A 22,697-nucleotide genomic window follows, 5' to 3' on the forward strand; every position below is an offset into this window, starting at 1 on the left:
CCACCGGGCGCACCGGCCCTCGTAGTTACGACCCCCCGCTCTCCCGCAGTCCAGGAAGGACCCCGCTCCGTGGCCGCATCCCGCAACCAGCGGCGGCGCAAGGCCGGCCGCAGGGCCGACATGTCACTGCTCGGCGGCATCAGACCGCCGATCACCGTGCTGTCGGTGCTGCTGCTCGCCCTGGCGGGGTTCACCGCGCTGAGCCTGGGAAGCGTCCGCGAGGACCGGCTGCCCGCGGCCGTGCTCACCTCCCAGCAGCACTTCGCCGAGGACGGCGCGATCGCCCTGCGCGCCTCGCTGGACGAGAGCGTCACCGACCTCGACCGGGCCGCGGCCCTGTTCTCCACCGGGAAGCCCGTCGCCCCCGACGCCGTGCTCGACAAGATCGGCAGCGTCTACCAGAAGTGGCGCGGCACCGCGGTCGTCGAGATCGGCTCGGGCCGGCTGCTGGCCGCCCGCGGCGAGAACCTCCCCCTGACCGCGATCGACCGCACCCGGCTCTCCGGCGAAGGCGGCCTGGCCCCCCGCATGGTCAAGCTGGCCAACGGCGAGACCCGGCTGCTCACCCTCTCCCTGCTGTCCTGGAAGGACCAGCCCCAGCAGTTGCTGGTCGCCTCCAGCAGCCTGCGCTTCCCCGGCATCAGCCTCGGCAACTTCCGGTCCATCGCCGTCGTCGGATCCGACGGCACGGTGCTCAGCAACGACGGCATCCCCGAGCCCGAGATGGTCCTCACCGACCTCCAGCGCGCCGACGTCAAACGCGACACCAAGCAGCTCGCCTCCTTCGCCAAGACCGCGGCCAAACGGACCAGGGCCAACCCCCTGACCGCGAAGGAGCCCGGCTCCGGCGGCTTCCCAGGGGTCAGCGGCAGCCTGCTGGGAGGCGAATGGGGCGGTGAACGCGCCGCCGCGGGCTACGCGCGCCTCGCCGGCCCCGAACCGGGCGTCGGCACCACCGCCACCAGCCTGGAACTGACCGTCGTCGCCATGGTCAACGTCGCGCAGAACCCCGCGCGCACCTCCGACGCCTTCGCCGGGCTGGTCCTGGCCGGCGGTCTGCTGCTGGTCGGCGCCCTGGTCGTCGCCCTGCTCGTCGGCACCGTGCAGCGCCCGCTGATCACCTTGTTCCTGGAGAGCCGGCGGCTGACCCGCGGCGACCTGACCCGCCCGGTGTCCCTGCCCCGCGGGGCCGAGGCGGCCCGGATCGGGACCGCCCTGGAGCGCTTGCGCGGCCAGCTGCGAGACGACGCGGACCCGGCGCACGTCCCCCGCGGCAGGCGAAAGCGCCGCACGGGCGCCCGCGTGCTCCTCGCCCTGTGCGGGGTCCTGCTCCTGGCCTGGTGCGTGCCGCTGGGCCTGCTGGTCAACCGGGCCGGCGAGGACGTCGTCGTACCGCAGCAGCTGGTCAGCGACCAGCGGGAGCGCACCGACACCCTCAACGACCGGATCCGGCGCGCCCTCAACGAGGGCCAGGCCGACCTGCTGTCCGTCGCCTCGCTGATGGGCGACGACACGAGCCCGCAGCACATGACCACCGTCCTGGAGCGCACCACCCGCGAACACCTGCGCTACGCGTCCCTTTACGTGCTCGACGGCGCCGGCAACGTCCTCGCCCAGGCCGGCGGCACACCGCAGACCGCCGGTGGCAAGGGGCCCCGCAAGGAGCCGATCGCCCTCCACGACGGCGGCAAGGAGCCGGTCGTCGTCGCCACCGCCCAGATCCCCGGCCAAGGCGGCACGGCGGTCGTCGGCGAGTTCCGCATCGACTTCGTCAACTCGCTGCTCAAGCGGCCGGGTCTGGGAGAGATCCGGGTGGTCGACTCCCAGCACCGGATCATCGCCTCGAACAGCGGCTACCGCGCCTTCGAGAAGCTCGACGACGAGCGGCTCGACGCCCTCGTCGAGGGCTCCGCCCTCAAGGTCGGCATGTCCCCACGGCCCGGCAGCATCCTCTACCGCAGCGGCGGCGACCACGTCATCGCGGCCGCCGCCCCGTTCGTGGGCGGCGGCGCCGCCAAGCCCCTGGACTGGACCGTGGTCAGCTGGCAGTCCGCCAAGGGCCTGGCGATCCACGAGTACAGCCTGCAGAACCGCACCGTCCTCGCCGGCCTGCTCGGCTTCGCGGTCGGCGCGGCCTGCCTGGGCTGGCTCCAGATCATCGTGGTCGCCCCGCTGCGCGAACTCGCCCGGCGCGCCGAGGCCCTCGCCGACGGCGACCGGCGCACGGTGCTGTACCCGCGCCACCACGACGAGGTGGGTGCCGTGACGCGCAGCCTGGAGATCATCCGCCAGCAGCTCCAGCAGCAGCGCAAGCAGGCCGGCGGGCGGGCGTCCGCCCCGGCCGGAAGGAACTGATCCCCCGTGCTCTTCCTCTACTGCGTACTGCTCGTCTGCTGCGCGATCATGCTCGTCGCGGGCATCGTGGAGCAGCGGCGGCACTTCGCCAGCCTGCACCGGATACCGAACCGGGTGCTGGTCAACGGCATCCGCGGCAAGAGTTCCATCACCCGGCTGTGCGCGGGGGCGCTGCGCGGCGGCGGTCTGACCACGGTCGCCAAGACCACCGGCACGGCGGCCCGGTTCATCCACCCGGACGCCACCGAGGAGCCCGTCTACCGCAAGTTCGGCATCGCCAACGTCGTGGAGCAGATCGGCATCGTGCGGCGGGCCTCCGCCTACCGGCCGGACGCGCTCGTCATGGAATGCATGGCGGTCATGCCGGCGCTCCAGGAGATCAACCAGTCCAAGCTGATCCAGTCGACCATCGGCGTCCTGTGCAACGTCCGCGAGGACCACGTCGCCGAGATGGGCCCGACCCTCGACGACATCGCGCGCTCCCTGTCCCGCTCGATGCCGTACGGCGGGATCTGCGTCACCGCCGAGAAGGAACGCTTCGACGTCCTCCAGGAGGAGGCCGACGCCCGCGACTGCCGACTGGTGTACGCCGACCCCGACACGGTCAGCGACGAGGAGCTGCGCGGTTTCAGCTGGTTCACCTTCAAGGAGAACGTCGCCATCGCGCTCACCGTCGCCGAGCTCCTCGGCGTCGACCGGGACACCGCCCTGCGGGGGATGTACGAGGCCCCGCCGGACCCGGGGGTGCTCTCGGTCGAGCGGTACCTGGCCCCCGGCGGGAAGCGGCTGCGGTTCGCCAACGTCTTCGCGGCGAACGACCCCGAGTCGACGCTGATGAACATCAACCAGCTGCTGGACCTGGGTGCGGTGGAACGCCCCTTGAGCGTCGTGATCAACTGCCGGCCCGACCGGGTCGAGCGCAACGGCCAGATGGGCGCGATCATCCCCGACCTGCGGCCGGACAAGGTCTTCGTGATCGGCCACCCGGCCAAGAGCGCCATCGACGCGATCCCGGCCGAGTGGCGCGACCGCGCCGTCGACCTGGGCGGCGACCACCGCGACGGCGAGGAGTTCATGCGGGAGCTGCTGGGGCACCTCGGCCCCAGCTCCTCGCTCGTCGCCATCGGCAACATCCACGGGCAGGGCGAGGTGCTGCTGGAGCACCTCGCGGAGCTGCCGCCGGACGAGGCGGACGACGCCGAGGGCGGGGACCCCGGATGGCCGGAGGAGCCGACGGGGCAGTTCGCCCGCCCCCTCGACCCGTACGCGGACGCCCCGTACGGCGCGGACCCGTACGCGCAGGCTCCGTACGGCGCGGACCCGTACGCGCAGGGCCCGAACGGCCAGGGCCCCTACGCCCATGGCCCGGGCGGCCAGGTCCCGTACGGCCACGTCCCCCACGCCCGGGCCCCGCAGGTGCCGGCCGGGTACGCGCAGGCGCCGGGCGCGGCCGCGCCGCACGCCCCGGCCCCCGACCCGTACGGCATCCGCGCCGCCACGCCGGTACCGGCATGGCCGCAGCAGCAGCAACTGCCGCCACCGCAGCCGCAGCCGCAGATCCACCCGAACCCCCCACAGGGGCAATGGCACAAGCCAGGAGAAACCCGTTGATCCCCGCCGTCCTCACCCCCGAGATCGCCGCGATCGGCATTGCCCTGGGTCTGCTGTTCTCGCTCGTCTGCTACCTCACGACCAACCTCTCCCCCGGCGGAATGATCACCCCCGGCTGGCTGGCGCTGACCCTCCTGGAGGACCTCCAGCGAGCGGCCCTCGTGGTCGGCGTGACCGTCACGACGTACGTGCTGACGCTCGTCGTGCAGCGCTTCGTGATCCTCTACGGCAAGCGGCTGTTCGCGGCCGTCGTGCTGCTCGGCGTCCTGCTCCAGGCCACCGTCGTGATCGTGCTCCAGATGGAGTTCCCGCTCCTCTACACGAACCAGACCCTCGGCTTCATCGTTCCGGGCCTGATCGGCTACCAGCTGGTCCGCCAGCCGAAGGGGGCCACCCTGCTCGCCACCGGCAGCGCCACGCTCATGACGTACGTCGTGCTGACCGCCGGCATCCTGCTCGGCGTCATGCCGGCCGCGTAGCCCCGAACAGTCCCGCGCCCGTCCTCAACCGCCCCGGAGCCCCCCGCATGACCGCCAAGTCGAAGAGCCGCACACGTTCCGCGCTGCACGCGGTCATCGTGCTCGCGCTGCTGGCCGGCAGCGCGTACCTCACGTACGCGCTGCGCGCACAGGAGCAGGCCAAGGCGCCCGCCGTCCAGGTCGTCGCCGACCAGAACATCGCGGCCGGTGCCGGCGCGGGCGAGGCGGGTGCCGAGAAGTGGGAACGCCTCCAGAGCCCCGACCGGTCGGTGATGCGCGACGGCACCGGGCAGGTGCTGGCCACCTTCACCGACGGCGCCCGCACGGCCACCCTCACCGGGCCGAGCCGCACCTTCACCGAACCGGCCAACACCACGACCCGGGTCGTGACCGAGAACTGGGTCCGCCTCATGCCGGAGGCGTGGAAGCCGGGCGCGGAGAACGAGAAGTGGTTCAAGGAGTGGTTCAAGAAGTACTTCGGGAGCCAGGAGGACGACATCTTCGCGATGGCGTTCCAGTACGGCGACCAGGCCCCGGTGAAGAAGGACGCGCAGGGCACCTCGTACGCCGGTGACGCCTCCTTCGGCCCGCTCAACCCCGCCGGCTCGGTCGGCAACGACCTGCGCCTGGAGCAGTCGGACTTCTACGACTACCTCGGCACCCCGTACACCTTCCGCGACGGCACCAAGAAGCAGCCCCAGACGGCCAGGTACCGGTCCATGGACTGCTCCGGTTTCGTCCGCACCGTCTTCGGCTACCGGGCCCGCTACCCGCTCCTGTCCGACGACAAGCCCGGCTCCGGCCTGCCGCGGACCGCGAACGGCATGGCCCGCGCCGCCCTGGGCGCGGACATCCTGCCCCTCAAGGGGGTCGGCGCGCAGGACCGGCCCGTCTCGATCGACGTGATCCAGCCGGGCGACCTGCTGTTCTTCAAGCTCGACGCGCGAACCAAGGACCGACTCGACCACACGGGCATCTACCTGGGCACGGACACCGACGGCCACAAGATCTTCATCTCCAGCCGGGAGGAGGCCAACGGCCCGACCATCGGTGACAAGGGCGGTACCTCGCGCCTCGACGGCAACGGCTACTACGCGACGACCCTGCGCAGCGCGAAGCGGCTCTAGGTCCGGTCCGCCCGCGGCCACGGCGGGATGCCGACCGGCTGGACCAGCCAGCCGAAGGCGCCCAGGCCCGTACGAGAGGTCAGTTCCGCCGCTTCGCCCGCCGAGGCGAGCGCGCGGACGTAGGCCGCCGGGTCGGTGGAGGCCAGGGCCAGCGGGGGGCGGGCGCCCGAGACGCCGAGGGCGGTGAGGGCCTCGCGCTGGGTCAGCAGGACCGAGCCCGGGCCCGCGCACGCGTCCAGGGCCACATGGGCGGTGACATCGCAGCTGCCGTCGGGGACCGGCGGAACCTCCCGGCCCGCCCTGAACCCCGTCAGGGTGCCGTACGGAGGCCGCGCGTCCCGGGTGTGGGCATAGTCCACCGCCACCGCCAGACCCCGCTCCACGCTCGCCACGGCCGCCGCCCAGGCCTCGTCCCGCGCCCGGCCGATCTCCGCGCGCCCGCCGCCCGGCCACCACCGCTCCAGCCAGGCCAGGTCCGCGCCGTCGACGGCGCCACCGGGGCTCTCCGTACCGTCCGGCGCGACCAGGACGTAGCGCCCGTCCTCCGCGACCTCCAGCGGCACGTTGTCAAGCCATTCGTTCGCGAAGAGCAGCCCCGCGATCCCTTCGGGCGGCGCCGCGACCCAGCGGACCCGGGGGTCGAGCCCCGCGGGCCGCTCCGCCCGCTCCACGGCGTACGCGCGCACCCGCGCGGCCACCTCCGCCGGCAGCGCGGCGAGCACCCCGGCCAGCAGCTCCCCCCGCCCGGCCCCCACGTCGACCAGGTCCAGCCCCTGCGGGTGCCCGAGCTCGGTGTCCACCCACCGCAGCAGCCGCGCCACGGCCCCCGCGTACAGCCCGGACGCGTGCACGGACGTACGGAAGTGCCCGGCGGGACCCGGACCGCCCGGCCGCACGTAGAAACCGTCGGGCCCGTACAGCGCGGCCTCCATCGCCGCCCGCCACCGGACCGGAATCACGCCGTCCCCCTGAGCTTCTCCCTGAGCACGCATCACACAAAGGTTATGGTCACCGTCCACCTTGGGGAGTACTCGCCCGGCGCGAGGTTCGCACCTCTGGTTGACTCCAGCACCTATCTGCGTTCCCTACTCTGGGTTACGTGCAGCGCCTCTACGACTTCCTCCGCAGACACCCGACGGGCGTCGACAGCTTCTGGGCTGTCCTCTTCTTCGGGATCTCCATGGTGAACGTCGTGTCCGAAGGCCTCAGCGCCTCCATGCGGCTCGTAGCAGTCCCGGCGGTGGTCGCCCTGAGCGTCGCCGTCGCGCTGCGCCGCAGGTGGACCCAGGCGATGTTCTGGCTCACCCTCGGCGCCGGGCTCTACCAGCTGGCCTTCGGCATCGTCGCCGGGTTCTACGACTTCGCGATGCTCGTCATCCTCTTCACGGTCGCCGCGAGCGAGGTCCCGCGCTGGGTGTCGCGCACCGCCCTGGGCTGGGGGCTGGCCGCCGCGCCGCTCTACTTCCTGCGGTACGGCGTGGACAAGGGCACGAACGACGTCGACAACGTCCTCTTCGCCCTCTTCATGATCGTCCCGTTCGTCCTCGCCTGGGTGCTGGGCGACTCGCTGCGCACCCGCCGGGCCTATTACGCCCAGCTCATCGAGCGCAACCAGCGGCTGGAGAACCAGCGCGAGGCCCAGGCCAAGGTGGCCGTGGCCGCCGAGCGCGCCCGGATCGCCCGCGAACTGCACGACGTCGTCGCGCACAACGTCTCGGTGATGGTGGTCCAGGCGGACGGAGCGGCCTACGTCATGGACGTGGCCCCCGAACAGGCCAAGGAGGCGCTCCAGACCATCTCCGGCACCGGCCGCCAGGCCCTCGCCGAGATGCGCCGGCTGCTGGGCGTGCTGCGCACCGGCGAGCCGCAGGAGTCGGAGGACTACGTGCCGCAGCCGGACGTCGAGCAGATCGAGGTCCTGGTCGAGCAGGTACGGGCGGCCGGGCTCTCGGTGGACTTCGAGGTCGAGGGCGCGCCGCGGCGGCTGCCCAGTGGCGTCGAGCTGACCGCGTACCGGATCGTGCAGGAGGCGCTGACCAACACGCGCAAGCACGGGGGGCCCGACGCGAAGGCGAGCGTGCGGCTGGTCTACTTCGACGACGGGCTCGGCCTGCTCGTCGAGGACGACGGGCGGGGCGCGGCACACGAGTTGTACGAGGACGGCGGCGCCGACGGCGCCGGGCACGGCCTGATCGGCATGCGCGAGCGGATCGGTATGGTCGGCGGAACCCTGGACACCGGGCCGCGGCCGGGCGGCGGCTTCCGGATCAGCGCATTGCTTCCCTTGAAGAAGAGTTGAAGAGGACGAGGTAACGGATGTCCATCCGAGTGATGCTGGTCGACGACCAGGTGCTGCTGCGCACCGGCTTCCGGATGGTGCTCGCCGCCCAGCCGGACATGGAGGTCGTCGCCGAGGCGGGCGACGGCCTGGAGGCTCTGGAGGTGCTGCGGGCCACCAAGGTGGACGTGGTGCTGATGGACGTGCGCATGCCGAAGCTCGACGGGGTGGAGGCGACGCGCCGGATCTGTGAGCCGCCGGAGCACCCGAAGGTGATCATCCTGACCACCTTCGACCTGGACGAGTACGCGTTCTCCGGGCTGAAGGCGGGCGCGAGCGGCTTCATGCTGAAGGACGTGCCGCCCGCCGAGCTGCTGGCGGCGATCCGGTCGGTGCACAGCGGCGACGCCGTGGTCGCCCCGTCGACGACGCGGCGGCTGCTGGACCGGTTCGCCCCGATGCTGCCGACCACGACCGAGGAGCCGCGGAACAAGGAGGTCGAGCGGCTGACGGAGCGCGAGCGCGAGGTCATGCTGCTGGTGGCGCAGGGCCTGTCGAACGGCGAGATCGCGGCCCGGCTGGTCCTGTCGGAGGCGACGGTGAAGACGCACGTGGGCCGCATCCTGACGAAGCTGAGCCTGCGCGACCGCGTCCAGGTCGTGGTCCTGGCGTACGAGACGGGGCTGGTCCGGGCGGGCGGCGGCCCGGCCGCGTAGTCCTCCCCGCACGGCGTCCCCCGGGCAGCCCGGCCCGGGGGACGCCGTCCGTGCCGCGGTCAACCCCTCGTCCGGCCCTACGCCATCCAGCGGTCCGGACGGGCCGACGCACGGGAGGTACGTGCCCGGGCGGCCTGGGCGGCCAGCAGGGCGGCGGCCTCGTCCGCGGCCCGCAGCCTGGCCGTGACCGTGGCGTTCGCGCCGGTGTCCACGTGGACGTCGGCCACGCCGCGGGCACGCTCCCAGGGGCCCTGGGTGAGGCGGACGCTCTGCACCTTGGCGTGCGGGACGATCTCCGTACGGCGGCACAGGAGGCCGCGCCGGGCGGCGAACACCTCCGGCGAGACGGCCAGGGCGTAGCCCTTCCACCACACCGGGACCACCCAGCGCGAACCGGCCCCCGGGGAGCCGGTGAAGGACAGGGCCGCCAGGTCCACCCCCGGCAGGACCCGGGCGATCACGGCGTACGCGGCGGCCCGCGAGGCCACCGGGACCAGGACCCCGTTCTTCGAACCCGCCACGGCCAGCTCCACCCGGACCCGGTCGAGCCGCCGCCACAGCAGCGGCTCCACGATCCGTACGGTCTGCACGCGCCCCGGCGGCACGGTCTCGTGGACCCGGTCCAGCAGTCCGTGGTCCAGGCGCAGCCCGTCCGGGGACTCGGCGACCGTCCAGTCGTACTCGGCGAGGAAGCGGCCCGCGCTCGCGGACCAGACGGCGCCGAGTATCGGCAGGAGGGTGACCACGGCCGCCCACGGGCTGGAGCTGATCCACCAGGCGACCACGGGCGCGATGATCCCGCCGGCCAGCGCCGCCCACACGCCGAGGCTCAGCAGCAGCGACACGGCGAGGTCGCGCGGGCCCACGCGCAACAGCTCCCGTTCGGGGGCCTCGCCCAGGCGCGCCGCCTCCTCGGGAGCGAAGCCCGCCGCCCGGGCGAGGAGCTCGGCGCGCAGGGCCACGGCCTCCTTCTCGCCCAGGAAGGCCAGCTCGTCCTTCTCCTCGGTGCCGATGACGTCGAGCCGCAGACTGGCGACCCCTGCCAGCCGGGCCAGCAGCGGCCGGGTGACGTCGACCGCCTGGATCCGGTCGAGGCGGATGTGCGCGGTGCGCCGGAAGATCAGCCCGGTGCGGATGCGCAGTTCGGTGTCGGTGACGGCGTAGTGGGTGAACCACCAGCTCAGGAATCCGTACGTGCCGAACACCAGGAGCAGGCCCGCGAGCGCCGCCACCCGCAGGAGCGCGGGCAGGTCCGCTATCCAGCGCTCCGCCCGGTCGCCCTGCTGGGCGATGACGCCGACGGTCGCGGCGATGGGCACCCACGCGCGCCGCAGCGGAGTGAGCAGGTGCAGCCTCCGCTCACCTGCCGACCCCGCGGGCCCGGCCGCGGGCACGGCGGCGGGCCCGCCCGCGGGCACGGCGGCGGGCCGGTACGGTACCGCCGGCTCGCCGCCCTCCGGACCGGCGCTCACAGGCCCGCCGACCTTGCTTCGCCGAGCTCGGTGAGCCGGTCGCGCAGGCGCTGCGCCTCGGCCGGCACCAGGCCCGGGATCTTGGCGTCCGTCGCCGCGGCCGCCGTGTGCAGTTGCACGGAGGCCAGCCCGAAGCGCCGCTCCAGCGGCCCCGAGGTCACCTCGACCAGCTGCATCCGCCCGTACGGGACCACGGTCTCCTCCCGCCACAGCACGCCCCGGCTGATCAGCAGGTCGTCCGCGCGCTCGGCGTAACGCCAGGACCGCCAGTTCCGGCCGAGCAGCACCCACCCCCAGGCCAGGACGACGAGCCAGCACCCCGCGAAGGCCGCCCAAGCGGGCCCGGCGAGCAGGCCCAGTACGACGCCGGTCGCCACCGCGAGAACGCCTCCCCAGATCACCAGCAGCAGCCGCCGCAGCGTGAGCAGCCCACCCGGCAGCCCCACCCACTCGGGCCTGTCCGTCTCACCCGTCGTCCCCGTATCCATCCCCCCACCCTAGGACTGAGACAATGCCCGCATGACGGAGACCACGGTCGGCATCGGCGGCGCGGCGGAGAGCACCGACATGGTGCTCAACATCGGCCCCCAGCACCCTTCCACGCACGGCGTGCTGCGCCTGCGCCTCGTCCTGGACGGCGAGCGGATCGTCAGCGCCGAGCCGGTGGTCGGCTACATGCACCGCGGTGCGGAGAAGCTCTTCGAGGCCCGCGACTACCGGCAGATCGTGATGCTCGCGAACCGCCACGACTGGCTGTCGGCGTTCTCCAACGAGCTCGGCGTGGTCATGGCCGTCGAGCGGATGCTCGGCATGGAGGTCCCCGAGCGGGCCGTGTGGATGCGGACCCTGCTGGCCGAGCTGAACCGGGTGCTGAACCACCTGATGTTCCTCGGCTCGTACCCCCTCGAACTGGGCGGGATCACCCCGATCTTCCACGCGTTCCGCGAACGCGAGGAGCTCCAGGCCGTCATGGAGGAGATCTCCGGCGGCCGCATGCACTACATGTTCAACCGCGTCGGCGGCCTCAAGGAGGACCTCCCGGCCGGCTGGCTCGGCCGGGCCCGCGAGGCCATCGCCGACGTCCGCACCCGCATGGACGTCTACGACAAGCTCGTCCACGGCAACGAGATCTTCCGGGGCCGCACCCGAGGCGTCGGCGTCCTGTCCGCCGAGGCGGTGCACGCGTACGGGGTCTCCGGCCCCATCGCCCGCGCCTCCGGCGTCGACTTCGACCTGCGCCGCGACGAGCCGTACCTCGCGTACGGCGAGCTCCAGGACGTCCTCAAGGTGGTCACCCGCCCCGAGGGCGACTGCCTGGCCCGCTTCGAGGTCCTGCTCGACCAGACCCACAACGCGCTCGACCTCGCCGTGGCCTGCCTGGACCGGATGGCCGAACTCCCGCCCGGCCCGGTCAACCAGCGCCTGCCCAAGGTCCTGAAGGCACCCGAGGGCCACACGTACGCCTGGACCGAGAACCCCCTCGGCATCAACGGCTACTACCTCGTCTCGAAGGGCGAGAAGACCCCGTACCGGCTGAAGCTGCGCAGCGCCTCGTACAACAACATCCAGGCCCTCGCCGTGCTCCTGCCGGGGCAGCTGGTCGCGGACATGGTGGCGATCCTGGGCTCGCTGTTCTTCGTCGTCGGGGACATCGACAAGTAGGCCGATCTAGGGTTGCCGGATGACCTCTGGCATACACGGCGGCTACCTGAGCCGGCTCGGCATCACCGACCCCGGTGTCCCCTCCGCCGAAGGGCTGTTCGCCCTTCAGCGGGCGCACCTGGAGCACATCGCGTACGACAACGTCGACATCCAGCTCGGCCGGCCGCCCGGCATCGACCCCGAGCTGTCCGCCCGGCGATTCGCCGCCGGGCGCGGGGGCTACTGCTTCCACCTCAACGGCGGGTTCGCGCTGCTCCTCGAATCCCTGGGCTACGAGGTGACGCGGCACGCCGGAGGCGTCAACGCCGATCCCGAGGACCGCGGGATCAGCGGCGGGCACCTCACCCTGACCGTCCGCGTCGAGGGGACGACGTACTGGGTGGACGCCGGCCTCGGCGACGGGCCGTACGAACCGCTGCCGCTGCGCGAGGGCGCGTACGAGCAGGGCGGGTTCCGGTACGCGCTGGAGCGGCTGGAACCGCTGGAGGGCGAGGGTCCGGGCTGGACGCTGCGCAAGTGCGCCGGCCCCATGCCCCGGGTGAACTTCCGTGACGCCCCGGCCGTGACCGCCGACTTCGAGGCCATGCACACGTGGCTCTCGACGGCTGGGGAGTCCCCGTTCGTACGGACCTTCGCGGTACTGCGGCGTGACGCGGAGGGCTCCGACGCGCTGCGCGGCCGGATCCTGACCCGCATCGACGGCGCCAAGGGGACGAGCGAGCGCGAACTGACCGGCGCCGAGGAGTTCTTCGAGGTCATCGGGAGCGTCTTCCGGCGGAACCTGGACGACCTCACCCCCGCGGACCGGGCGGCGCTGTGGAACCGGGTGGACCGGGCACACCAGGCGTGGCTCGCCGCCCGGCCGGGGAGCGTCTAGGGGGAGGCCGATGTCGGTGCCACAGGGCAGACTTGGGGCATGTCCCACTCCCCCCGTCGCGCTTGCCCCGCCTGCGGCCGCGACTGCGCCGTGACCGCCGGGAGGATCGCCCGGCACGATCCACCGGCCGGGCGGGGCCGCGGCGACCTCGTGTCCTGCCCCGGCTCCCGGGCCCGGGTGGTCCTGGGCGCCTCGGCGCCCATGCTCGACGGTTTCGCCCTGGCGCCCCATCCGGGGCAGCTGCCGCTGTTCTGAGTACGGGGATCCGCGCGGGCTGAGTACCCGCGCGGATCTGCGTACCGCCGGCGCGGAACAGGATGGGGCCATGTCCTGGAAGCCGCAGCCCGCCGCCGTCTCCGCGCCCCCGTCCGAGGACGCGGTCCGCATCCGGACGCGCTCGGGGATCGCCGCCGTGCTGTTCCTGCCCGCCCTCTTCGTCGCGAAGGTCCTGCTGCTGGCCACCGACAAGGGCGGCCGGTGCTTCGTCGACGACATCGAATGCGTGCCCTTCCCGGCCACCGCCTTCGGGGCCCTGCTCGTCGCCGTGGTGCCGGCCCTCGTCGTGGCGATGGCCGCGCCGGTGCGCGTCGCGCGGGGCGCGCTCAGCGCGCAGCTGCTGCTGGAGGCCGCGGGCGTGCTCGTCGTGCTGGCCTACCCCTGACCCTCAGGCGGAGGCTTTCCCCTACTCCTTGGTGTCCAGCAGCTGGATCAGCCGCGAGCTGCTGTCCGCGCCGAAGCCCGCTGCCACCCCGCGCCGGTAGAGATCGGCGTGCGCGGCGAGGATCCCGGTGTCGACACCGGAGTCGGCGGCGGTGCGCAGGATGTGCTCGACGCTCGCCGCGCACATGGCGAGACGCTGGTCCGTGCCGTCGTGCTCGCCCCCGTCGATGCGCGGCGCGCTGTGCTCGTAGAAGCCGCGCATCGCGTCGGCCGTGTACCCGGCGTAGGGCAGGACGTCCGCGGCCGTCAGGCCGTTGGCCCGCGCCACGGCGAGCGCCTGGTACCAGCCGGTGTAAGCGGTCCAGAAGAGGATCATGTTGAGCTGGTAGTAGAGCTGCGCGTAGCCGGGGTCGGCGCCCCGGTAGTCGGTGGCGGCGAGCACGTCGAGCGTGGCGCGGTGCTCCTCGTAGACCTCCGCGGGGCCGCTGACGAAGGCGGACGAGCCTTCCCGGCCGATGCCGGCCGGCGGTACGTTGACGCCGCCCGTGAGGTACGAGGCCCCGCGCGCCTCGGCCCACCGCGCGGCCTCGCGGGCCTTGTCCGGGACGTCAGAGGACAGGTTGGCCAGCACCCGGCCGCCGAGGTCGGTGTCACCGAGGGCCGTGTACATGGCCTCCACGTCGATGAGGCTGAGCACGGTCAGCCTGCTCGCGGCGACGGCCTCGGCGGTGCTGCCCGCCCGGCGCGCCCCGCGCGCCACGAGGTCGGTGTCCTTGCCGGCACTGCGGTTCCACACGGTGACCCCGTAGCCCGCGTCGAGATAGGCCGCGGCCATGGCCCGGCCCATGGGGCCGAGACCGACGACGGTGACCGTGGTGTCCCAGGCAGTTGATAACTGGTTCATGACGGAGCTCTCCCCAACGAATCGACTGGAACGAACGCTCTATCCAACGCTCGGGGCGACCGTAGCACGCACTGGAACGAACGCTCTATCCGGAATCGACGGTAGGATCCTCGCCCATGGCAGCAGCGACGAAGACAGCACTGGGGACGCGCGACCGGCTGGTCCGCACCGCCTCCCGCCTCATGCAGCACGGCGGTTACGAGAACACCCCGGTCAAACAGCTCGTCCGCGAGGCCGAAGCCACCCTTGGCTCGCTGTACCACTTCTTCCCCGGAGGCAAGCAAGAGCTCGCGGTGGCCGCCATCCACTTCGGCGACGAGGAGTTCGCCGGGCTGCTCCGCGCCGGGCTCGGCGCTTACCCGGACCCGGCGGAGGCGATCGAGGCCGTCGCCACGCTGCTCGCGCAGGCACTGGAGGCCTCCGACTGGCGGGACGGCTGCCCCGTCACGGCCACGGCCCTGGAGACCGTCGGGCGCCTGCCCGACCTGCAGGAAGCCTGTGCGCAGGCCTTCGCCAACTGGCAGCACCTGGTGGCCGCCAAGCTCCTGGCGTCGGGCTACCCGGAGCCGGAGGCCCGCGATCTGGCGATCACCGTGGTCAACACCCTGGAGGGCGCCGAGATGACCTCCCAGGTGACCCGCAGCCGCACCCCGCTCCTGCTCGCGGGCCGCCACCTGGCCCGCCTGGTGGCCTCGTACGCGGCCTGAGGCCTACGCGTCTGGCCCCACGTCCTGAACTACGAGATCGCGGTGCGCAGGCGGACGACGTCGATCGGCTCGGTCTCGTCGTGGGCCGTCAGGTCGATGACCTGGCCCGACTCGGGTGCCTCGGGAGCCGTCGGCTCGGCCTGGGGCCGCGCCGTCTCCGCCTCGTGGACCGCGAGGGCTTCGGCGCCGACCACGTCGGCCAGGTCCTCGTTCTGGACCGCCTCGATCGCGGCGCGGGCCTGCGCCGCGTTCTTGGCGGCGCCGAAGAAGTCGAAGCCGCCCTCGACGCGGGACGTCGTCCGCCGCTGCGCCGCGTACGGGGCCACGGCCGCGGCCGGCCGGCGCGCCGGGACCGAGGCCGCGGGGGCCGACGGCGCCGCGGGCAGCTCCCGGGGCTGCGCCTTGCGGACCAGCGCGCTCAGAGCCGCATGCGCCCGGGCGTAGCCGACCGAGGTGGGCGCGCCCGCCGAGGTGCGCTCCTCGGAGACCACCGGGAGTTCCTTCGGCGCGGCCGCCGGGGCCGAAGAGACCTCGATGGCCAGCAGCCGACGGCCCTCCAGGGCGCTCGCCCGCTCGGTCTCGGCGGTCGCGTACCGCCGCAGCAGCGCCGCGTGTTCGCCGCGCAGCCCGGCGATTTCGACCCGCTTGGCGCGCAGCTTGGCGTCGAGCCTGGCGCGCAGCGCCCGGGCCTCTTCGAGATCGGATTCGAGCTCGGCCATCCGCTCGTCCGTCTTCCACTCGTCCTTGACGCGCTCGCGCGCGAGCTCCGCGACGCGGCGGCCCGCCGAGCGGTCCCAGGCGCGCATCACGACGCCGCCGGTGACCCCGGCGGCCGCCGCGAGGGCCACGAGCAGCCGCAGGGCGGTGCCGTCGTCGGGGCCCGCGAGCAGCCAGGCGGCGCCGACGCTGGCGAGGGACACACCGGCGACGGCCGTCGGCGTGAGCAGCCGGTGCAGAGGTTCGGGATTGCGGTGGCGTCCACGGGGCATGGCCTGAAATTTACAGGGCGTAGAGGCCATGTGGGGTACCCGCGCGGCAATCTCTTTCCCGAGCAGATGCCCCACATTTCCGCATCGACCGCGTAACCGCTAGTTCTTGAGGAGGCCCTTGGACTCCAGGTAGGCCTTCGCCACGTCCGCCGGCTTGGCGCGCTCCGCGTCCACCTTGCGGTTCAGGTCGACGAGGTCGGCCGTCGCGAGCGCCTTGGTCAGCTTGTCCAGGGCGGCCGCGACCTCCGGGGTGCCCGCGTCCTTGCCGTTGACCACCGGAAGCACGTTGTCGGCGTTCTGGAGCTTCTTGTCGTCCTCCAGCAGGACCAGGCCGAAGCTGTCGAGCGTGGCGTCCGTGGTGGTGGTCAGCACCAGCTGGTCCGCGCCGTCCTTCACCGCCTGCTTGGCCTGCGGGGTGCCGACGCCCTTCGGGTCGATGCCGGAAACCTGGATCCCGTACGTCTTGGTCAACCCGGGTGCGCAGAAGGGGCGGACGGCGCATTCGTCGCCCGCCGCGATCTTCACCTTCAGCCCGGACGCCCCGAGATCGGAAAGGGTCTTCAGGTTGTTCTTCTGGGCGAATTCCTTGCTCACCGCGAACGCGTTCTGGTCGACCGCCGCGCCCGCGGGCAGCGCCTTCAGTCCGAGCGGGCCCGCGAGCTTCTCCAGGCCCGCCACCGTCGCCGCGACGTCGCTGGACGCGACCGGCTTCTCCTCGGGCGCCTTGGGGCCGTTCACCTTGGCGTTGAGGAACTCCGCGAGGGTGGCCGCGTACTCCGGGACGATGTCGATCTCGCCCTTCTCCAGCGACGGTTCGTACAGCTCGCGGTTGCTGACCGTCTTGACGGAGGTGCTGTAGCCCGCGTCCTTGAGGACCTGCGCGTAGAGCTCGGCCAGCACGTTGGACTCGGTGAACCCGGCCGCGCCGATGACCAGGGCGCCCTTGCCCCCGCCCGAGGAGGACCCGGAGGAGGCCGCCGAGCCGCCGTCCTTGCTCTTCTCCAGGCTGTCGCCGCCGCAGGCGGCCAGCGACGCCGTCAGGGCGAGGGCGCCCAGGGACGCGCCGAGGACGCGGGTGGTCTTGCTCATGGGAGTACTCCGTTCGAGGCGGGGGAAAGGGATCAGCGGGACGTCGCCGCCGGCCGGGGCAGCAGCCGGTCGGCCGCCACCAGCGCGCCCTCCACCAGCAGCGCCAGCGCCGCCACCAGCAGGGCGCCCGCGACGACCTGCGCGGTGTTGTACGTGTTGAATCCGGCGGTGATGATCCGGCCGAGACCGCCCTGGCCGACCATCGCCGCGATCGTGGCCGTGGCGATGACCTGTACGGCGGCCGAGCGCAGCCCGGTCATCACCAGCGGACGGGCGAGCGGCAGTTCGACCCGGAGGAACAGCTGACTCCCGGACATGCCCATGCCGCGGGCGGCCTCCACCACCGACCGGTCCACCTCGCGCATGCCGACATACGTGTTCGTCAGGAGCGGCGGTATCGCGAACAGCACGAGCGCGGCGATGGTGGGCAGGTAACCCGCGTTGCGCAGGGGGGAGACCATGAACAGGGCCAGCACCGCGAAGACGGGCACGGCCCGGCCGATGTTGGAGACGTTGACGGCGAGGGCGCCGCCCTTGCCGAGGTGGCCGAGGTACAGGCCGACGGGCAGGGCCACCGCGCAGGCGATCGCGAGGGCGATCCCGCTGACGTAGACGTGCTCGCCGAGCCGGTGCCAGACGCCGCTCTCGCCCGACCAGTTGGCACCGTTCGCCAGCCAGTCCCAGGCCTGTCCCAGCACTCCCATCACCTCAGGCCTCCTTGCCGGAGCCCGCGGGCCGGGCGCCGGACGCCCGGGTCCACGGCGTGAGCAGCCGCTGCACGCCGAGCAGCAGCAGGTCGGCCACGAGCGCGAGCAGCACGCACAGCACCGAGGCGGTGAGCACCTGGGCCTTGAAGGAACTGTTCACGGCAGGGGCGATGAGATTGCCCAGGCCGCCCTTGCCCACGATGGAGCCGACCGTGGTCAGCGCGATCGTGGAGACGGTCGCGATCCGCACCCCGGCGAGCAGCGCGGGCAGCGCCAGCGGCAGTTCGACCTGCCACAGCAGCCGCCCGGGGCCGTATCCCATGCCGCGCGCGGCCTCCCGCACGTCCGCGGGGACGGCTTCCAGGCCGGCCAGGACGTTACGGACGAGGATGGTCAGCGAATACAGCACCAGACCGGTCACCACCAGCGCCGCCGAGAGTCCGAACACCGGCAGCAGCAGGGAGAACATGGCGAGCGAGGGGACCGTGTAGAGCAGCGTGGTGAAGGCGAGCACGGGCGCCGCCCAGCGCCGGCCGCGGCGGGCCAGCAGGGCGAGCGGGACGGAGACCGCGACGCCGATGAGGACCGACACGCCCGTGATCCAGATGTGTTCGAGGGTGGCGTCGGTGAGTTCCTGGGAGCGGGAGGAGACGTACTCCCAGCAGATCCAGTCGTTCGCCACGAGGCAGTTCTGCCCGGCCATGTCCCTCACCCCCACCCGAACGTACGTACAAGAGGACCCTAACCCCCGGCACCGACAGTGGCCGTGTTCCTTCGCAGTCGCGTAACACTCTCCTCATAAAGCCTTCGCCAACCACGGCGTGCGGGTGAGGAAGGATGGCGAAGTGATCCGATTCGAGCATGTGACCAAGCGCTACCCCGACGGGACGACAGCCGTCGAGGACCTGTCCTTCGAAGTGGCGGAGGGCGAGTTGGTCACGCTCGTGGGACCGTCCGGCTGCGGCAAAACGACCACGATGAAGATGGTCAACCGGCTGATCGAGCCGACCTCCGGCCGGATCCTGCTCGGCGGCGAGGACATCGCCGCCGCCGACCCGGTCGAGCTGCGCCGCCGGATCGGGTACGTCATCCAGCAGGTCGGGCTCTTCCCGCACAAGACGGTGCTGGAGAACACGGCGACCGTGCCGCAGCTGATCGGCACCCCGAAGGCCAAGGCGCGTGCGCGGGCGGCCGAGCTGCTCGAACTGGTGGGCCTGGATCCGGCCGTGTACGGGGGCCGGTACCCGGAGCAGCTGTCCGGCGGGCAGCGCCAGCGCGTCGGCGTGGCCCGCGCGCTCGCCGCCGATCCGCCGGTGCTGCTGATGGACGAGCCGTTCGGCGCGGTGGACCCGGTGGTGCGCGAGCGGCTGCAGAACGAGTTCCTGGCGCTGCAGAAGACGGTGCGCAAAACGATCCTGCTGGTCACGCACGACCTGGAGGAGGCGATCCGGCTCGGCGACCGCATGGCCGTCTACGGGGCGGGCACCATCGAGCAGTTCGCGCGCCCGGCTGCCGTGCTCGGGGCCCCGGCCACCGCGTACGTGGCCTCCTTCGTCGGCGCCGACCGTGGGCTCAAGCGGCTCGCGGTGACCCCGGTCGAGGCGGCCGATCTGACGGCGGCGGAGGGCAGGGCACCGGCCCCGGCCGTGGTGGTGGAGCTGGGCGCGACGCTGCGCGAGGCGCTCTCCGCCCTGCTCCAGGAGGACTCGGGCCGGATCGGCGTCACGGACCCGGCCTCCGGCGAACTGGTCGGCGTACTGACCCCGGAGGGGGTCCACCGGGCACTGCGCCGGGCGCAGTTGCAGGAGGCATAGCGAAAGGGCCCGACCGGAGTCGGGCCCTTCGCAGGTACGGCCAAGGCATCAGGCCTGGATGCGGTTGCTCATCCACACCAGCATCGGCGGGATCTCGCGCCGCCACGTGTTGAAGTTGTGGCCGCCGCTGTCGAGGATGATCGAGGAGACCCGGTCCGGGCCCTTGACCAGCTTGACGAACTTCTTGGTGTCACCGAGGTTCGGCTCGCCCGTCTCGCTGCTGGTGACGAGGAAGGACGTACCGGTCGGCTTCTTGTGCTCGATGCTGTGCAGGACGTCGGCGCGCTTCTTCAGCGCGTCGTCCCCGTGGAACAGGTCGCCGGTGGTCGGGTCGTCGGGGGCCTCGTAGTACGCGGACAGACCCGCGGCTGCACCGAAGGTCTGCGGGTAGTGCGCGGCGATCTTCAGGGCGCAGTATCCACCCGTGGAATTCCCGATGAAGCCCATGTTCTTGGGGTCCTTGCCGACGCGGAAGGTGTCCGTGATGGCCTGCGGCAGGTCCTGCGCGAAGAAGGTCTCGGTCTGCGGGCCACCGGGTATGTCAACGCACTCGGTGTCACGAGGGGGTGCCACTGTGGGACGCAGCATGACCAGGATCATCGGCTTCATCTTGCCCGCCTTGGACAGGCTGAAGGCCTTCATGGGGTAGTCGAGCCCTTTGATCAGGTTCTCTGCGGTGCCCGGGTAGCCGGTCAGCACGATGGACGCCGGGAAGTTCTGGTCCTTGTGCTGCGGCTGGAAGTACTCCGGCGGGAGCCACACGTAGCCGGGGCTCGTTATCTTCGACTTCTGCCCGGTTATGGCAACCTTCAGGATCTGACCGCCCACCTGGGGCTTCGCGCCACCGGGGACGTCCAGCTTCTGCTTGTCCACGACCTTGATGTCCTTGGTGCTCATCGAGTGGTCGACGACCTTGCCCATCGACGTCTCCTGGCCGAACAGGTCTGCCCAGGAACCGTAGAAGAGGAACGACTTGTTGGCCGCGAGCCCCACAGCCGAGAAGAGCGCCAGCTGGGTCGCCAGCAGGAGGCCGATCCGGCCGGCGAACGCGCGCCAGGTGCGGCCCGAGAGCTTCGGCCAGAACCAGACGGTGGCTGCGAAGAGCAGCACACCGGCGATGATGGCCAGCGCCAGGACCGTGTTACTGGTGAGACCCATGAGCAGTCAGTCGACTTTCTGATGGCAGGACTGGAAATTTCCGGCGGAAGAGTGAACCCGCTCCCCGTCGATGTCGTCCTAATGGACGCACCACACACCGGAGGCTGTCGCGGCCTTCGGCCACATGATCTCTCGCGGAGCAACGGGAAGCGATGTCTAGCAGGATAGATGGCGATAAGTCGGGACAGGTTCCGAGCGGGGTACGCCGAATCCTCCGTGGCCCACGGCCGGAGTCGGTGCCCGGCCTGGTAGGTACGGCCGTCATGATCGTCGGCCTTCTGGACGTCGCGGCGGGAGTCTTCCCGCGGTTCCGTCACAGCCGGATCCACGCGGTGGCCGAAGTGCTGCCGGTGTTCGGCCCCTTCGCCGCGGCCCTCGCCATCAGCGCGGGCGTACTGCTCCTGCTGCTCGCGCACGGCCTCAAGCGCCGCAAGCGCCGGGCCTGGCGGGCGGCGGTCGTACTGCTGCCGGCCGGCGCCGCGGCGCAGTTCGCGTACCGGCACTCGGTCATCGGCGTGGTCATCGCGGCGGCGCTCTTCGCGCTGCTGCTGCGCCACCAGGGTGAATTCAAGGCGCTGCCCGACCCGCGCAGCCGCTGGAAGGCGCTCGCGAACTTCGTGCTGATGAGCGCCGGTTCCATCGGGCTCGGCCTGGTCATCGTCAACGTCCACCCGGGGCGGGTCGTCGGCAACCCCGGCCTGTACGAGCAGATCACGCACGTCGTGTACGGGCTCTTCGGCTTCGAGGGCCCCGTCGACTACGCCGGCCAGGTCTCCTGGACCGTCGGCTACTCCCTGGGCGCGCTCGGCATGCTGACCGCCCTCACCACCATGTACCTGGCCTTCCGCCCCGAGCACCCGGCCGCGCGGCTCACCGCCGACGACGAGGGCAAGCTGCGCGAACTCCTCGCCAAGCACGGCGGCCGCGACTCGCTCGGCCACTTCGCGCTCCGCCGCGACAAGGCCGTCGTCTTCTCCCCCAGCGGCAAGGCCGCCGTCACCTACCGCGTCGTGTCCGGCGTGATGCTCGCCTCCGGCGACCCCATCGGCGACGTCGAGGCCTGGCCCGGCGCCATCGAGCGGTTCATGGAGGAGGCCAAGGCCCACTCCTGGACCCCGGCCGTCGTGGGCTGCAGCGAGACCGGTGGCGAGGTGTGGACCCGCGAGACGGGTCTGGACGCCCTGGAGCTGGGTGACGAGGCGATTGTCGATGTCAAAGACTTCTCCCTCTCCGGCCGTCCCATGCGCAATGTCCGCCAGATGGTGAAGCGCATCGAGCGCAACGGTTACACCACCAAGGTCCGCCGGGTCAGCGAACTGACCGAGGAGGAACTGGAGCAGGTGCGCGGCGCCGCCGAGGCCTGGCGCGGCACCGACACCGAGCGCGGCTTCTCCATGGCACTGGGCCGGGTCGGCGACGCGGGCGACGGCGACTGCTTCATCGCCACCGCCCACCGCGTCGAGGAGGGCGACACCAGCCCGTTCGGCGACCTCAAGGCCATCCAGCACTTCGTGCCGTGGGGCAAGGACGGCATGTCGCTGGAGATGATGCGCCGCGACCGCGCCGCCGACCCCGGCATGAACGAGCTGCTGATCGTCGCCTCACTGCAGCAGGCGCCCGACCTGGGCATCGAGAAGGTCTCGCTGAACTTCGCGATGTTCCGCGCCGCCCTCGCCCGCGGCGAGAAGATCGGCGCCGGCCCGGTGCTGCGGATGTGGCGCGGCCTGCTGGTCTTCCTGTCCCGCTGGTTCCAGATCGAGTCGCTGTACAAGTTCAACGAGAAGTTCCGCCCCCGCTGGGAGCCGCGCTTCATGGTCTACCGCACCACCCGCGACCTGCCCCGCATCGGCTTCGCCGTGATGCAGGCCGAGGGCTTCGTCACGCTGGCCCTGCCCCGGCTGTTCGCCAGCCGGCGCGGCCCCAAGCCGGTCCGCACCTGCGCCCACAACCACACCCCCGCCAAGGTCCCGGCCCAGGCGGAGCGCGAGGTCCAGGCCGCGTAGCGGTCCGTACGGTGCGTACGTTTTCCAGGGCCCCGGCAGCCGACAGGCGCCGGGGCCCTGGCGTATCCAGGTCAGCCCTACCCTTGGAC

The 22,697-nt window shown here is 72.1% G+C and carries 22 protein-coding genes; 13 read left to right on the forward strand and 9 right to left on the reverse strand.

Translation table 11 applies throughout. The annotated features are described in order from the left end of the window. Positions 1 to 120: 120 nt before the first annotated feature. Genes ACFYOB_RS19290 through ACFYOB_RS19305 form a run of 4 tightly spaced genes read left to right on the forward strand, consistent with a single transcriptional unit; the run spans position 121 to position 5,572 of the window. Positions 121 to 2,355, forward strand: a complete 2,235-nt coding sequence (locus ACFYOB_RS19290) for a cache and HAMP domain-containing protein (protein ID WP_388561432.1) — start codon at positions 121 to 123, stop codon at positions 2,353 to 2,355. A 6-nt stretch (positions 2,356 to 2,361) separates the two neighbouring features. Next, positions 2,362 to 3,966, forward strand: a complete 1,605-nt coding sequence (gene pgsB, locus ACFYOB_RS19295; protein ID WP_388561038.1) for a poly-gamma-glutamate synthase PgsB — start codon at positions 2,362 to 2,364, stop codon at positions 3,964 to 3,966. After that, entirely contained in the window at positions 3,963 to 4,445 is a 483-nt protein-coding gene (locus tag ACFYOB_RS19300; RefSeq protein WP_388561039.1) for a poly-gamma-glutamate biosynthesis protein PgsC/CapC, read from the forward strand. Before pgsB ends, ACFYOB_RS19300 begins: the two co-directional genes overlap by 4 nt. A 47-nt stretch (positions 4,446 to 4,492) precedes the next feature. Then, positions 4,493 to 5,572, forward strand: a complete 1,080-nt coding sequence (locus ACFYOB_RS19305; protein ID WP_388561040.1) for a C40 family peptidase — start codon at positions 4,493 to 4,495, stop codon at positions 5,570 to 5,572. On the opposite strand, the gene ACFYOB_RS19310 is transcribed toward ACFYOB_RS19305, so the two are convergent. Next, the gene (locus tag ACFYOB_RS19310) at positions 5,569 to 6,564 is read right to left on the reverse strand and encodes an SAM-dependent methyltransferase (protein WP_388561041.1); all 996 of its coding nucleotides are present in this window, start codon (positions 6,562 to 6,564) and stop codon (positions 5,569 to 5,571) included. The genes ACFYOB_RS19305 and ACFYOB_RS19310 overlap by 4 nt on opposite strands. Positions 6,565 to 6,671: 107 nt before the next feature. Between ACFYOB_RS19310 and ACFYOB_RS19315 the strand changes: the two genes are divergently transcribed. Beyond that, positions 6,672 to 7,871, forward strand: coding sequence for a sensor histidine kinase (locus ACFYOB_RS19315; RefSeq protein WP_388561042.1), 1,200 nt, complete (start codon positions 6,672 to 6,674; stop codon positions 7,869 to 7,871). Positions 7,872 to 7,888: 17 nt separating this feature from the next. Further along, complete coding sequence (locus ACFYOB_RS19320) at positions 7,889 to 8,566, forward strand: response regulator transcription factor (protein WP_328926938.1); 678 nt, start codon at positions 7,889 to 7,891, stop codon at positions 8,564 to 8,566. 77 nt (positions 8,567 to 8,643) lie between these two features. Here the strand turns inward: ACFYOB_RS19320 and ACFYOB_RS19325 are convergent, their stop codons facing one another. Both ACFYOB_RS19325 and ACFYOB_RS19330 read right to left on the reverse strand, forming a co-directional pair. After that, on the reverse strand, positions 8,644 to 10,038 hold the full coding sequence (locus ACFYOB_RS19325) for a PH domain-containing protein (protein ID WP_388561043.1): 1,395 nt from the start codon (positions 10,036 to 10,038) through the stop codon (positions 8,644 to 8,646). Beyond that, positions 10,035 to 10,526, reverse strand: a complete 492-nt coding sequence (locus ACFYOB_RS19330) for a PH domain-containing protein (RefSeq protein WP_388561044.1) — start codon at positions 10,524 to 10,526, stop codon at positions 10,035 to 10,037. The genes ACFYOB_RS19325 and ACFYOB_RS19330 overlap by 4 nt, the downstream gene beginning before the upstream one ends. A gap of 31 nt (positions 10,527 to 10,557) precedes the next feature. On the opposite strand from ACFYOB_RS19330, the gene ACFYOB_RS19335 reads away from it, so the two are divergent. From ACFYOB_RS19335 to ACFYOB_RS19350, 4 genes are all read left to right on the forward strand, one after another. Then, positions 10,558 to 11,700 (forward strand): NADH-quinone oxidoreductase subunit D, encoded by a 1,143-nt coding sequence (locus ACFYOB_RS19335; protein WP_362394797.1) that lies wholly within the window; start codon positions 10,558 to 10,560, stop codon positions 11,698 to 11,700. 19 nt (positions 11,701 to 11,719) lie between these two features. Continuing rightward, entirely contained in the window at positions 11,720 to 12,577 is an 858-nt protein-coding gene (locus ACFYOB_RS19340) for an arylamine N-acetyltransferase (protein WP_388561045.1), read from the forward strand. A 39-nt stretch (positions 12,578 to 12,616) separates the two neighbouring features. Then, on the forward strand, positions 12,617 to 12,832 hold the full coding sequence (locus ACFYOB_RS19345; protein ID WP_388561046.1) for a hypothetical protein: 216 nt from the start codon (positions 12,617 to 12,619) through the stop codon (positions 12,830 to 12,832). Positions 12,833 to 12,902: 70 nt separating this feature from the next. Next, a complete protein-coding gene (locus ACFYOB_RS19350) occupies positions 12,903 to 13,238 on the forward strand; it encodes a hypothetical protein (protein WP_388561047.1) in 336 nt (111 codons plus the stop codon). 21 nt (positions 13,239 to 13,259) lie between these two features. Here ACFYOB_RS19350 and ACFYOB_RS19355 read toward each other — a convergent pair whose 3' ends face one another. Continuing rightward, the gene (locus ACFYOB_RS19355) at positions 13,260 to 14,141 is read right to left on the reverse strand and encodes an NAD(P)-dependent oxidoreductase (protein ID WP_388561048.1); all 882 of its coding nucleotides are present in this window, start codon (positions 14,139 to 14,141) and stop codon (positions 13,260 to 13,262) included. A gap of 116 nt (positions 14,142 to 14,257) precedes the next feature. Here ACFYOB_RS19355 and ACFYOB_RS19360 point away from each other — a divergent pair, with 116 nt between their 5' ends. Continuing rightward, entirely contained in the window at positions 14,258 to 14,848 is a 591-nt protein-coding gene (locus tag ACFYOB_RS19360) for a TetR/AcrR family transcriptional regulator (protein WP_388561049.1), read from the forward strand. 29 nt (positions 14,849 to 14,877) lie between these two features. Here ACFYOB_RS19360 and ACFYOB_RS19365 read toward each other — a convergent pair whose 3' ends face one another. The 4 genes from ACFYOB_RS19365 to ACFYOB_RS19380 form a co-directional block, all read right to left on the reverse strand. After that, entirely contained in the window at positions 14,878 to 15,837 is a 960-nt protein-coding gene (locus ACFYOB_RS19365) for a hypothetical protein (RefSeq protein WP_388561050.1), read from the reverse strand. A 99-nt stretch (positions 15,838 to 15,936) separates the two neighbouring features. Continuing rightward, on the reverse strand, positions 15,937 to 16,926 hold the full coding sequence (locus ACFYOB_RS19370) for an ABC transporter substrate-binding protein (protein ID WP_388561051.1): 990 nt from the start codon (positions 16,924 to 16,926) through the stop codon (positions 15,937 to 15,939). A 32-nt stretch (positions 16,927 to 16,958) separates the two neighbouring features. Then, on the reverse strand, positions 16,959 to 17,630 hold the full coding sequence (locus ACFYOB_RS19375) for an ABC transporter permease (RefSeq protein ID WP_388561052.1): 672 nt from the start codon (positions 17,628 to 17,630) through the stop codon (positions 16,959 to 16,961). A gap of 4 nt (positions 17,631 to 17,634) precedes the next feature. Beyond that, positions 17,635 to 18,336 (reverse strand): ABC transporter permease, encoded by a 702-nt coding sequence (locus ACFYOB_RS19380; RefSeq protein ID WP_328926928.1) that lies wholly within the window; start codon positions 18,334 to 18,336, stop codon positions 17,635 to 17,637. A 142-nt stretch (positions 18,337 to 18,478) separates the two neighbouring features. Here ACFYOB_RS19380 and ACFYOB_RS19385 point away from each other — a divergent pair, with 142 nt between their 5' ends. Next, entirely contained in the window at positions 18,479 to 19,447 is a 969-nt protein-coding gene (locus ACFYOB_RS19385; RefSeq protein WP_388561053.1) for an ABC transporter ATP-binding protein, read from the forward strand. A gap of 48 nt (positions 19,448 to 19,495) precedes the next feature. Here ACFYOB_RS19385 and ACFYOB_RS19390 read toward each other — a convergent pair whose 3' ends face one another. Further along, positions 19,496 to 20,605, reverse strand: coding sequence for an alpha/beta hydrolase (locus tag ACFYOB_RS19390; RefSeq protein WP_388561054.1), 1,110 nt, complete (start codon positions 20,603 to 20,605; stop codon positions 19,496 to 19,498). 152 nt (positions 20,606 to 20,757) lie between these two features. Between ACFYOB_RS19390 and ACFYOB_RS19395 the strand changes: the two genes are divergently transcribed. Beyond that, positions 20,758 to 22,608 carry a phosphatidylglycerol lysyltransferase domain-containing protein gene (locus tag ACFYOB_RS19395; protein ID WP_388561055.1) on the forward strand — a complete coding sequence of 617 codons (1,851 nt, stop codon included), beginning with the start codon at positions 20,758 to 20,760 and terminating at the stop codon, positions 22,606 to 22,608. The last annotated feature ends 89 nt before the right edge of the window (positions 22,609 to 22,697 follow it).

Origin of the sequence: Streptomyces sp. NPDC006463 (assembly GCF_042870715.1) — a bacterium.
Taxonomy (GTDB): domain Bacteria; phylum Actinomycetota; class Actinomycetes; order Streptomycetales; family Streptomycetaceae; genus Streptomyces.